The sequence below is a fragment of the Dinoroseobacter sp. S375 genome, from assembly GCF_049800775.1.
Classification (GTDB): domain Bacteria; phylum Pseudomonadota; class Alphaproteobacteria; order Rhodobacterales; family Rhodobacteraceae; genus Dinoroseobacter.
This window is the reverse complement of record NZ_JBNAFR010000002.1, coordinates 154,664-166,814: the sequence shown is the minus strand read 5'-3', so window position 1 is coordinate 166,814 and position 12,151 is coordinate 154,664. Positions and strand designations below refer to the sequence as shown.

The 12,151-nt window shown below is 64.7% G+C and carries 11 protein-coding genes; 6 read left to right on the top strand and 5 right to left on the bottom strand.

All coding sequences use genetic code 11. From position 1 onward, the window contains the following. Window position 1: 1 nt before the first annotated feature. Both ACP150_RS05665 and hemC read right to left on the bottom strand, forming a co-directional pair. Complete coding sequence (locus tag ACP150_RS05665; protein ID WP_424965588.1) at window positions 2–343, bottom strand: hypothetical protein; 342 nt, start codon at window positions 341–343, stop codon at window positions 2–4. Between the two features lie 203 nt (window positions 344–546). Continuing rightward, the gene (gene hemC, locus ACP150_RS05660; protein WP_424965587.1) at window positions 547–1,503 is read right to left on the bottom strand and encodes a hydroxymethylbilane synthase; all 957 of its coding nucleotides are present in this window, start codon (window positions 1,501–1,503) and stop codon (window positions 547–549) included. 104 nt (window positions 1,504–1,607) lie between these two features. Between hemC and hemE the strand changes: the two genes are divergently transcribed. From hemE to ACP150_RS05640, 4 genes are all read left to right on the top strand, one after another. After that, on the top strand, window positions 1,608–2,642 hold the full coding sequence (gene hemE, locus ACP150_RS05655) for a uroporphyrinogen decarboxylase (protein WP_424965586.1): 1,035 nt from the start codon (window positions 1,608–1,610) through the stop codon (window positions 2,640–2,642). 60 nt (window positions 2,643–2,702) lie between these two features. Next, window positions 2,703–3,917: an MFS transporter gene (locus ACP150_RS05650; protein WP_424965585.1), complete on the top strand. Its 1,215-nt coding sequence runs from the start codon at window positions 2,703–2,705 to the stop codon at window positions 3,915–3,917. Between the two features lie 54 nt (window positions 3,918–3,971). Further along, a complete protein-coding gene (metG, locus tag ACP150_RS05645; RefSeq protein ID WP_424965584.1) occupies window positions 3,972–5,690 on the top strand; it encodes a methionine--tRNA ligase in 1,719 nt (572 codons plus the stop codon). Window positions 5,691–5,844: 154 nt separating this feature from the next. Then, complete coding sequence (locus ACP150_RS05640; RefSeq protein ID WP_424965583.1) at window positions 5,845–7,386, top strand: ATP-binding protein; 1,542 nt, start codon at window positions 5,845–5,847, stop codon at window positions 7,384–7,386. Between the two features lie 9 nt (window positions 7,387–7,395). On the opposite strand, the gene msrB is transcribed toward ACP150_RS05640, so the two are convergent. Continuing rightward, window positions 7,396–7,872, bottom strand: coding sequence for a peptide-methionine (R)-S-oxide reductase MsrB (gene msrB, locus ACP150_RS05635; RefSeq protein ID WP_424965582.1), 477 nt, complete (start codon window positions 7,870–7,872; stop codon window positions 7,396–7,398). Window positions 7,873–8,008: 136 nt separating this feature from the next. On the opposite strand from msrB, the gene ACP150_RS05630 reads away from it, so the two are divergent. Together ACP150_RS05630 and cobS are read left to right on the top strand one after the other, a co-directional pair. Continuing rightward, window positions 8,009–9,229, top strand: a complete 1,221-nt coding sequence (locus ACP150_RS05630; protein ID WP_424965581.1) for an NAD(P)/FAD-dependent oxidoreductase — start codon at window positions 8,009–8,011, stop codon at window positions 9,227–9,229. 128 nt (window positions 9,230–9,357) lie between these two features. Then, window positions 9,358–10,341, top strand: a complete 984-nt coding sequence (cobS, locus tag ACP150_RS05625; RefSeq protein ID WP_424965580.1) for a cobaltochelatase subunit CobS — start codon at window positions 9,358–9,360, stop codon at window positions 10,339–10,341. 168 nt (window positions 10,342–10,509) lie between these two features. On the opposite strand, the gene pssA is transcribed toward cobS, so the two are convergent. Both pssA and ACP150_RS05615 read right to left on the bottom strand, forming a co-directional pair. Continuing rightward, window positions 10,510–11,283 (bottom strand): CDP-diacylglycerol--serine O-phosphatidyltransferase, encoded by a 774-nt coding sequence (gene pssA / locus ACP150_RS05620; protein ID WP_424965579.1) that lies wholly within the window; start codon window positions 11,281–11,283, stop codon window positions 10,510–10,512. Then, on the bottom strand, window positions 11,280–11,969 hold the full coding sequence (locus ACP150_RS05615; RefSeq protein WP_424965578.1) for a phosphatidylserine decarboxylase: 690 nt from the start codon (window positions 11,967–11,969) through the stop codon (window positions 11,280–11,282). Before ACP150_RS05615 ends, pssA begins: the two co-directional genes overlap by 4 nt. Between the last annotated feature and the right edge of the window lie 182 nt (window positions 11,970–12,151).

The window sequence follows — 12,151 nt, the reverse complement described above, 5'->3', positions numbered from 1 at the left end:
GTCAGGCGGCCTCGACCCGCGCGGCGAGCCCGTTCACCAGATAGGCGAGCGACGCGCGCTTGCCCCGAGGCACCCGGCTGGAGATCAGGAAGGCCACGCTGGCGCTGTCACAGGCAATGGATCGCTCGACCAGACGCAGCAGCCATGTCTCGTCAAAGGTGATGCTGCCCGCTTCGGGCCCATGCCATTCGGGCGCGCGTTCCAACGCCTGCCCCAGCGTACGCGCCACCGCATCGGCGAAGTCATAGGCCGAAGCCTCTTCCCGGAGGGACAGGACGGCACAGGCCTTGAAGAGATCAAGCCGCGCGGCACTGCGCGATGCATCCGCGCGCTGGCGGATCAAGGTTAGGACGTGCTGTGTCTGATCGTCGTTTGGGACGTCTCGCAACGCCTCCGCCGGTAGATACGTCATGTCAGGCCTCAGAATACTCGCGGCACGGAAAACTTGGTAAACCTAGTCTGACAGAGATTGAGATTTCCCAAAGGGACCGCTCGCCGCAGCGCAGCGATCCGTCGCATGTTGTGGCGAAAACCAGCCAGAATCCGTCAGGCTTGCACAGTAAGCCAGCTGAAGAAGTCCTTGGGTGCGCGCGCGCGCAGCCTCTCGGCGACTTCAGTGCCCATTTTCGCGGCATCCTCAATCGGTGCGGTTTCCGCATCAATCAGAACATCCGAGCCGTCAGGGCGCAGAATCTCCGCCCGCAGATGGACGGTGCCGTCCTTCAGCTCCGCCAGCCCCGCGATGGGTGTTTCGCAGGACCCGTCCAGCGCCGCGAGATAGGCGCGCTCGCAGGCCAGTCGCTGCCCCGAGGGGCCGTCGTGAATTGCCGCCAACATCTCGGCCGCGCGCATATCATCGGCGCGGCGTTCGATCCCGATGCAGCCCTGGGCGACCGCGGGCAGCATGTCCTCGGGCGAGATCGCCGTACGCGGCACCTCGTCCATGCCCAGACGGTTGAGCCCGGCCATGGCGAGGAAGGTCGCCTCGGCCACCCCGTCGCCAAGTTTCTTCATCCGGGTCTGCACATTGCCGCGAAACTCGACCAGTTTCAGGTCGGGACGCCGATGGGCGAGCTGCGCCCGGCGCCGCAGGGAGCTCGACCCCACCACCGCGCCCTCGGGCAGATCCGCGAGCGTGCCCCCATCCAGGGTCACAAAGGCATCGCGCACATCCTCGCGCGGCAGATAGGTATCCAGAAGCAGGCCCGCGGGCTGCTCCACCGGCATGTCCTTCATGGAATGCACGGCGATATCGATCTTCCCGGACAGCATGTCCTCTTCGATTTCGCGGGTGAACAGGCCCTTGCCGCCGATCTCCTTCAGGGGGCGATCCAGCACCCGGTCCCCGGTCGTCTTGATCACCACGATCTCGAACGCCGCCTCGGGCAGATCAAAGGCCGCCATGAGCCGCGACCGCGTCTCATGGGCCTGCGCCAAAGCCAGCGGAGAGCCACGTGTGCCGATTTTGAGAGGTGAAGCGGGGGACGGAAGTGTGATAGCCATAGGTCATTCTCTATATGTGTCAACTTGACTTGACAACCGATTACCGGTGTAACGTTGACAGCACGAGGGGGACTCGTCGTCCCACACACTAAGGAATGACCTCCATGACTGACAGAAAAAAACTTCTCCGCGCGCTGGACGGAGAGACGCAAAAGGTCCCACCCATCTGGATGATGCGTCAGGCGGGGCGCTATTTGCCGGAATACCGCGCCACGCGGGCCCAGGCGGGTGATTTTCTGTCCCTGTGCTACAACTCGGAACTGGCCGCTGAGGTCACGCTGCAGCCGATCCGGCGCTACGGCTTTGACGCGGCGATTCTCTTTGCGGATATCCTGCTGATTCCCGACGCTCTCGGCGCGGATCTGTGGTTTGTGACGGGCGAAGGACCGCGCCTGTCGACGATCACGGATATGGCCGGTTTCAACGCGTTGAAACCGGCGGACGCGATCCATGATCATCTGGCGCCCGTCTATGAGACCGTGCGGATCCTGTCGCGCGAGCTGCCATCCGAGACCGCGCTGATCGGCTTCGCCGGCGCGCCCTGGACCGTGGCGACCTATATGATCGCCGGGCGCGGCACGCCGGATCAGGGCCCGGCACATAAGCTCATGACCGAAGCGCCCGAGGTGTTCGATGCGCTGATGGATCGGCTGACCGAGGCGACCATCGCCTATCTCTCCATGCAGATCGAGGCCGGCGCCGAAACGGTCAAGATCTTCGACAGCTGGGCCGGATCGCTCAAAGGCGCGGCGTTTACCAAATACGCGCTGGAGCCCACCAAGAAGATCATCGCCGCGCTCAAGGCCAAGCATCCGAACGTGCCGATCATCGCCTTTCCGCGCGAGGCGGGGGACGGCTATATCGGCTTTGCCAAGGCGACCGGGGCCGATTGCGTGGCACTGGACAATTCGGTCTCCGCCGCCTGGGCGGCCGAGCATGTGCAGGTCGATGGCTGCGTGCAGGGCAACCTCGCCTCTTCGCACATGGTGACCGGGGGTCAGGCCCTGATCGACGAGACGCGCGAGATCGTGCAGGCCTTCTCGAAGGGGCCGCATATCTTCAACCTCGGGCACGGGATCACCCCGGATGCGGATCCCGAGAACGTGCAGCTCATGATCGACACGGTGCGCGCCCAGTAATCCCGGGCCCTGCCGCCAAGTTCGGCGGGGCACCCAAGACGCGGCGAGGTCCGCTGCCCCATGCGCCTGCTCATCACCTTTGCGGCCCTGTTCGCCTCCGTGGCCCTGTTGCAGGTCTCTTCCGGGGCGGTGGGGCCGCTGGACGCAATTTCGGGCTCGGCACTGGGCTTCAGCACCGCCGAGATCGGCTTTCTCGGCTCGGCCCATTTCATCGGGTTCTTCTTCGGCTGCTGGAGCGCGCCGCGCATCCTCGGCTCGGTCGGGCACGCGCGGGCCTTTGCGGTGTTCACGGCAGCGGGGGCGATCGGGCTTCTGGCGCATATGATGCTGGTCCATCCCATTGCCTGGGCCGGGCTGCGGATTGCGACGGGGATGTGCATCGCGGGCTGCTACACGGTGGTGGAAAGCTGGCTGCAGGCGCGTCTGACCAACGAGACACGCGGGCGGGCCATGGGGCTCTATCGCTTCGTGGATCTGGGCGCGGCCCTGGTGGCGCAGCTGATGATCGGTGTGCTGCCGCCCGCGGCCTATCTGTCGTATAATCTGCTGGCAATCCTGTGCTGCGCAGCCCTCCTCCCGCTTGCCCTGACGCAGACCACCGCGCCCGAGGTCCCCAAGGCCCCGCGCCTGCGCCCGGGCCTCGCCTTCGCGCGCTCCCCCCTCGCCGCAGCGGCGGTGGTGGTGGCCGGTCTGACAGCCGCGGCCTTTCGCATGGTGGGACCGATCTATGGGCAGGAGGTCGGCCTGCGCCCCGACCAGATCGGGCTGTTCCTGGCAGCTTTCATTCTCGGCGGCGCATTGGCGCAATTCCCGGCCGGATGGCTCGCGGACCGGTTCGACCGCCGCTACGTGATGATCGGCTTCTCGCTCGCCGCGATCCTGAGCTGCGGCGTGACCATTTACACCCAGAGCAGCGGCACCCTCGCCGTGTTCGGGGCCGCATTGTTCTTTGGCCTGACGACCTTCCCGATCTTCTCGGTGGCCGCCGCACACGCCCATGACTTCGCCGAAGACCACGAACGGGTCGAGCTGTCGGCGGCGCTGATGTTCTTCTTTGCCAGCGGAGCAATTGCGAGCCCGCTGGTCTCGTCCCTGCTGATCGATGCGTTCGGCCCCATGGCGCTCTTTGTGTTTCTGGCCATGGGGCATCTGGTGCTGGTGGGGTTCAGCCTGGCGCGGATGCGGGTGCGCGCGGCCCCGACAGAGCGGACCGATTACGTCTATACCCCGCGCACCAGCTTCACCATCGGGCGGCTTCTGGGCCGCAAGCGCTAGACCTCTGCGCGCGGCTGCGTTAGGCCATGCGGGCACTTCAGAAGGTCCCGCGCCATGGCTCGCATCCTCATCACCTCCGCGATTCCCTATATCAACGGGATCAAGCATCTGGGCAATCTCGTCGGCAGTCAGCTTCCGGCGGATCTCTATGCGCGCTACTGCCGCGCGCGGGGCAACGAGGTCATGTTCATCTGCGCCACCGATGAGCACGGCACGCCCGCCGAGCTGGCCGCGGCCAAGGCCGGCAAACCCGTGGCCGCGTATTGCGCCGAGATGCATGCGGTCCAGTCGGATATCGCCGATCGCTTCGGCCTGAGCTTTGACCATTTTGGGCGCTCTTCGTCCGAGCGGAACAAGGCGCTGACCCAGTATTTCGCCGGACAGCTCGCCGAGAACGGGCTGATCGAGGAAGTCGAGGAAAGCCAGGTCTATTCCCATGCGGATGGGCGATTCCTGCCGGATCGCTATATCGAGGGCACCTGCCCCAATTGCGGCTATGACAAGGCCCGTGGGGATCAGTGCGAGAACTGCACCAAGCAGCTGGATCCGACGGACCTGATCGAGCCGCGCAGCGCGATCTCGGGCTCGACAGATCTGGAGGTGCGGGCGACCAAGCATCTCTACCTGCGCCAATCCGCGCTGAAGGATCAGCTGGATGCCTGGATCGACAGCAAGACCGACTGGCCCGTGCTGACCACGTCGATTGCCAAGAAATGGCTCCATGACGGCGACGGATTGCAGGATCGGGGTATCACCCGGGATCTGGATTGGGGCGTGCCGGTCAAAAAGGGCACCGAGGATTGGCCGGGGATGGAGGGCAAGGTCTTCTATGTCTGGTTCGATGCCCCCATCGAATACATCGCGGGCACGGCCGAATGGGCCGATGCGAACGGGTTGGACGATGCCGCGTGGGAGCGGTGGTGGCGCACCGACAAGGGGGCCGAGGATGTCCGCTATGTCCAGTTCATGGGCAAGGATAACGTCCCCTTCCACACCCTGAGTTTCCCGGCCACGATCATGGGATCCGGCGCGCCGTGGAAGCTGGTGGATTACATCAAGTCCTTCAACTACCTGACCTATGATGGTGGCCAGTTCTCGACCAGCCAGGGGCGCGGGGTCTTCATGGATCAGGCGCTGGAGATCCTGCCGGCGGATTACTGGCGCTGGTGGCTTCTGAGCCATGCGCCGGAGAATTCCGATGCCGAATTCACATGGGAGAATTTCCAGGCCTCGGTGAACAAGGATCTGGCCGATGTGCTGGGCAATTTCGCGAGCCGCGTGACGAAATTCTGCCGGTCGAAATACGGCGAGGCGGTTCCGGGCGGCGGCGCCTATGGCCCTGCCGAGGTCGCGCTGATCGCGGATCTGACAGAGAAGCTGCGCGCCTATGAAGGGCATATGGATGCCATGGATGTGCGCAAGGCCGCGGCCGAGCTGCGGGGCATCTGGGTGGCTGGCAACGAGTACCTGCAGGCCGCCGCCCCCTGGACCGTGTTCAAGACCGATCCGGATGCGGCCGCCGCGATCATCCGGCTGGGCCTGAACCTCGTACGGTTCTACGCGGTGCTCTCGGCGCCCTTCATCCCCACGGCCAGTGCGGATCTGCTGCGCGCCATGCGCGCCGAGGATGCCCAGTGGCCCGAGGATGTGGCCGAAGCCCTTTCAGCCCTGCCGCCGGAGCATGCCTTTGACGTCCCCGAAGTGACCTTTGCCAAGATCACCGACAGCGACCGCGAGGACTGGGCCGAACGTTTTTCCGGAATTCGCAGCTGAACGCATTGCATTTGCAAATTGCAAAGCTACCTTCTTTGTCAGGGGAGTGCCTCTTTGGGATGGTCATACGTCTATCTCAAATGTAGGTTTGGACCTGATCTAGGGACTTGGCGCAATGCCTGAGACGACACTAAACGGCCTGCAGTCACATGTGATGAACCCCTTCTCGGAGTTCTTTGCCAAAGCACCGATGATGATGCATTCGGTGGATCGGGACGGTGTGATCGTCGCAATCAGCGCCTACTGGGCCTCGCGGCTGGGCTATGACCCGAGCGAGATGGTCGGCCGGGACCTGACGGATTTCATGACACCGCAATCGGCCAATCGGGTCCGGACCGAGTTCATCCCGACCCTGATCCGCACCTCTTCGGTCGAGCGTGTGAGCAATGTTTTTCTGCGCAAGGATGGTAGCCTGTTTCCCGTGCTGGTCTCCGCCGTGGCCCTGCGCGACAAGGACGGGTTGTTCGAACGCTCTCTCTCGATCGTGACGGCGGATGATGGCACGGACGGGCTACACCAGGATCTGCAGAGCGCCCTGATGAAGGCCGAGGATGCCAGCCGCGCCAAGAGCCGGTTCCTCGCCGCCATGAGCCACGAGATCCGCACTCCGATGAACGCGATCCTCGGCTTTGCACAATTGCTCAAGCTGTCGGATCTGGACGCCAAGCGGCGCGGCCATGTGAATGCGATCATCTCGGCGGGCGGGCAGCTGATGAACCTGCTGACCGATCTGCTGGATCTCAGCCATATGGAAACCGGCCAGATGCGGGTCGAGACCCGGCCCACCCTTCTCCAGCCCATGCTCGATCAGGTGGCGGACTGGTGGTACAGTTCGGTCTCGGAAAAGGGCATCACGCTGAAGGTGCTGATCGACGAGGATCTGCCCGACTGCGTTCTTTCCGACAAGGTGCGCCTGCAACAGGTCCTCAACAACTTCCTCGCCAACGCCCTGCGCTACACGGATGAGGGCGCCATCACGCTCAAGGTCACGGAAGTCTCGCGCGGGGCCGGGATCTGCCGGATGCGTATGGAAGTCACCGATACCGGGATCGGCATCTCCGAAGAACAACAGGCCCTTCTCTTCCGTCCCTTCGTCCAGATCGAGAGTGATTTCGGCAAGGATCGCGGCGGCTGGGGGCTTGGCCTGTCGATCTGCCACAACATCGCCAGCGCCATGGGGGCCGAGATCGGTGTGACCTCCACCCCGGGCGCGGGTTCGACCTTTCATTTCGAGCTGAGCGCCCCGGTGGAAGAGAAAACCGCACGCTCCGCCCCGCCGATCCGCGCGGCGGACCTCGCCGCAACCTCCGAGAGCCTGAATGTCCTCATCGCCGAGGATAATGAGCTGAACCAGAAGGTGATGGAGGCGATGCTCCGCGATCTGGGACACAACCCGATCGTGGTGTCCAACGGGTTCGAGGCGGTGGAGGCGATCATCTCGGACAGCTTTGATCTGGTGCTGATGGACATCACCATGCCCGGACTCGACGGGCTGGGCGCAACCGAACAGATCCGGACCAGCGCCCCCGACAAGAGCGGCGTGCCGATCATCGCCTGCTCGGCCCATGTGGGCGGCGATGTGCAGGCGCGTTACCGCAATGCCGGGATCGATGATTTCCTGCCCAAGCCGGTGGATCCGTTCGAGCTGCAATCGGCAATTGACCGGGCGGTGAAACGCTCCGGCCCCGCAGCCTGAGGCCTCGGATCACGCCGCGCGGAAGGTCAGCGCCACACCGTTCAGGCAATGACGCTTGCCCGTCGGCTTCGGCCCATCGTTGAACACATGGCCCAGATGCCCGCCACAGCGGCGGCAATGCACCTCGGTGCGCACCCGCAAGAGCTTGCGGTCGGGCTTGGTGCCGATGGCATTGTCCAGCGGCTCCCAGAAGGACGGCCAGCCGGTGCCGCTGTCATACTTGGTGCGCGACGGATAAAGCGGCAGGTCGCAGCCAGCGCAATGATAGGTCCCGGCCCGCTTCTCGTCGTTCAGCGGGCTGGTGAAGGGACGCTCGGTGCTTTCCTTGCGCAGGACCTTGAACTGCGCCGGGGTCAGGCGCTTGCGCCATTCCGCCTCGCTCATGGTGATCTCGAAAGTGCCCTCTGACGCGATCAGGGTCTGCGGCAGCACGGCTGCGCTGGCCAGAAATCCGGTCGTGGCAGCAAGGAAGTGACGGCGGTTCATGGGGCATCCTTTCGATCGTGTGAGAGGTATATAAGCGCAGCGTCCGGTCCCTGTCCCGATTACGACAGGCGCGTCACGCGCTTGTGTGCGCCCGTGAGGGCTTGCCTCTGCCGCCCGGCTGGGCCATCCCGCGCCCATGGCCACTCCGCAAGACAGTTACACCACCGTGATCCTCGGCGCTGGCGCCGCGGGCATGATGTGCGCCGCCCATGCGGGTCCGGGCGTGCTCGTACTCGATCACGCGGCGAACCCGGGGGAGAAGATCCGGATCTCCGGTGGCGGGCGCTGCAATTTCACGAACATGTATGCAGGCCCCGAGAATTTCATCTCGGCCAACCCGCATTTCGCGAAATCCGCGCTGAGCCGCTACACCCAGTGGGATTTCATCGATCTCGTGGCGCGGCACGGGATCCCGTATCACGAAAAGACCCTGGGCCAGCTCTTTTGCGATACATCCTCCAAGGACATCATCCGGCTGCTGCGCGACGAGATAGACCGGGCGGGGGCTATGCTCTGGCTCAAAACCACGCTCGACGAGGTCTCCCATGATGGGGCGCGGTTCCGCCTGCGTGTGACCCGAGAGGGGCAGAGCCGGGAGGTGACCGCGCAGCATCTGGTCGTGGCCTGTGGCGGCAAGTCGATCCCCAAGATCGGGGCGAGCGATCAGGGCTACCGCCTTGCGCGGCAATTCGGCCATGCCCTGACCGAGACACGCCCCGCCCTCGTGCCCCTGACCTTTGGCGCCGAGGCCGCCTTTGCGGATCTGGCTGGCGTGGCGAGCCCCGCCCGCATCGCGGCGAATGGCACCAGTTTCGACGAAGCGCTCCTGTTCACCCATCGTGGGTTGTCGGGCCCGGCGATCCTGCAGGTATCCTCCTATTGGCGCGAGGGCGACGGGATCACGGTGCACCTTTGTCCCGAGGTCCCGTTCTTCGAGGAACTGCGTAGCCGGCGCAGCACGGCCGGACGGCGGGATCTGGCGACGGTCCTGACCGAGTGGCTGCCCAAGCGTCTCGCCCAGAGCATCGCCGCCCGGGTCGCCCCAGAGCTTGCCGGGCGCGGCAATCTCGCCGATCTCAGCGATGCGCATCTGCGGGCGGTCACGGACGCGCTGACGGAGTGGCATCTCAAGCCCACGGGGACCGAGGGCTACCGCAAGGCCGAGGTGACCCTGGGCGGGGTCGAGACCGGCGGGCTGTCCTCCCGCAGTCTCGAAAGCCGCACCCAGCCCGGGCTCTACTTCATCGGCGAGGTCGTGGATGTGACCGGCTGGCTGGGCGGGTACAATTTTCAGTGGGCCTGGTCCTCGGGCTGGGCGGCGGGACAGGATATCGCGGCGAAAACCCGGGCGGGCTGAGCGGATCGGGCGAGAAAACCCCGCCCTGACGGGCTGGACCCCCCTTTCCCTCGGCGCGCCCTACGATATGTTGCGCAGAAATACCCCCCGGGTCTGGCCCGGGCGACTCAACAGATTCGGGGACACGAATGGCGGACGGCAGCTTGGATATTGGCAAACCCACGGAAGAGATCTCGGTCCGCGAAGTGTTTGGCATCGATACGGAGATGAAGGTGAAGGGGTTCGCCGATGGCTCGGACCGCGTGCCGGATATCGACAGCACCTACAAGTTCGACCCGGACACGACGCTGGCGATCCTCGCCGGGTTCTCCCACAACCGCCGGGTGATGATCCAGGGCTATCACGGGACGGGCAAGTCGACCCATATCGAACAGGTCGCGGCCCGGCTGAACTGGCCCTGTGTGCGGGTCAATCTCGACAGCCATATCAGCCGGATCGACCTGATCGGCAAGGATGCGATCAAGCTCAAAGATGGGGTGCAGGTCACCGAGTTCCACGAGGGGATCCTGCCTTGGGCCCTGCGCAACCCGACCGCGATTGTGTTCGACGAATACGATGCGGGCCGCGCGGATGTGATGTTCGTGATCCAGCGGGTTCTGGAAGTGGACGGCAAGCTGACCCTTCTGGACCAGAACGAAGTGATCACGCCGAACCCGTATTTCCGGATCTTCGCGACCTCGAACACCGTGGGCCTAGGGGATACGACGGGCCTCTACCACGGCACGCAACAGATCAACCAAGGCCAGATGGACCGCTGGAGCCTTGTTGCGACGCTCAACTATCTCAGCCATGACGCAGAGGCGGCGATCGTGCTGGCCAAGAACCCCCATTACAACACCGAGGCCGGGCGCAAGACCGTGGGCCATATGGTGACCGTGGCGGAACTGACCCGGACGGCCTTCATGAATGGCGATCTCTCGACGGTGATGAGCCCACGGACCGTAATCGCCTGGGCGCAGAATGCAGAGATCTTCCGCAATGTGGGCTATGCCTTCCGGCTGACCTTCCTCAACAAATGCGACGAGCTGGAACGGGAGACCGTGGCCGAGTTCTATCAGCGTTGCTTTGACGAGGAACTGCCCGAAAGCGCCGCGTCCAACGCGCTGGGATAAGGGCCCGGTGGCGCACTCCGCATGCGGAGCGCGCGGGCCCGCTCAGCACATCCGCTTCGCCACAGATACCGACGACAGTCCAATTCCGCTCAAAAGACCTGCTCGCGCGTCCGCCGCGCGCTGCCGCAGGCAGGGCGCGGCCACCGGGCTACCCTGCCCGCCCAACGCTCAGCTGTCGCCGGGATCGGAGCCCGGCGGCTCCGGCTTGGGACGCCGCATCACCAGAGCCCAGACCACAACCGCCGCATAGGCCAGGCACAGAATCACAAGGGTCGTCCAGGCAAAGGTGAACACAGCCGCCACTACCGCCACGAAGCCCACGAGGAAGAATTTCACGTTCTCCCGCGAGACCCGCGTGGTCTTGAAGGACCATGTGGGGATCCGGCTGATCATCAGGTAGCCGATGATCATCATGTAGATCATGATCACGGGCCCCGGAACGATGGGCGCATCGGCCACCGCGAAAGAGGCAAACATCGGCAGCATCACCAGCATCGCCCCGGCAGGCGCGGGTACGCCGGTAAAGAATTCCGACAGTTTGCTCGCGCCTTCATCCGCCTTGCTCGTGGCGTTGAACCGTGCCAGCCGCACCACGCAGCACACGGTAAAGACCAGCACCGAAATCCAGGCCGCGCCCCGCATGTCCTGCAAGGCCCAGAAATAGATCAGGAGCGGCGGCGCCACCCCGAAATTCAGGAAATCGGCCAGACTGTCGAGTTCGGCCCCCATCTCGCTGTCACTGCCTAGCGCGCGGGCCAAGCGACCATCGAGCCCGTCCAGCACCGCGGCAAACAGGATGAGCAGCACCGCGCGTTCGTAATTGCCGTCCACCCCGAAGCGGATCGCCGTCACCCCCGCGCAGATCGCCGCAACCGTCAGCATGTTCGGCAAGAGCTGAACGATGGCGAACTCCTTGCGGGGCTTGCGCGGCGGGCGGGTCATGCGGGCTGCTCCTCCGCCGCCATCGGCGCGCCAAGATCCGCCAGCACGGTTTCTCCGGCGACCATGGTCTGTCCGACCATCACCGAGGGTTCGACCCCCTCGGGCAGGTAGACATCGACCCGGCTGCCGAACCGGATCAGTCCGAACCGGTCCCCGGTGGCGAGCGCCTCGCCGCCGGTGACGAAGCTGACGATCCGCCGCGCCACGAGCCCGGCGATCTGGACCACGGCGACTTCACGTCCATCGGCCATCTCGAGGCAAAGGGAGTTGCGCTCGTTGTCTTCGGACGCCTTGTCGAGCGAGGCATTCAAAAACTTGCCCGGGCGATAGGCCACAGCTTTGACCGTGCCCGGCACGGGCGCGCGGTTCACATGGCAGTTGAACACGTTCATGAAGACACTCACCCGGGTCAGGGGCGTGTCCGCCATGCCCAGTTCGGCAGGCGGCACCGCAGGCTCGATCAGCGACACGACGCCATCTGCCGGGCTGATCACCAGCCCGGGGCGCGTGGGCGTGACCCGCTCGGGGTCCCGAAAGAAGTAATAGCACCAGACGGTCGCCCCGACCCCGATCCAGCCGAGCGGCTCCCATAGCAGAAACAGCGCCAGCGCCACGGCGGCGAAGATCGCCACGAATTTCCGGCCCTCGGGATGCATGGGCTTGATGAAGGTATCGGTCATGCGCATGGGCGCTTCGTGCTCCGTTCGGGGTCCAGTCGCCCCAAGCGCTAGGGCCAAATCGGCCCTATTGCAACCGCGTTTGACGCAACGGAGCCCCCGTGGCGCGCCCTGCCCGACCTGCGCCTTGTGCGCCAAGCCCTTGACGTGGCGGCGGATCTGCCCCATCTACGCCACAGCGAAACTGGTCC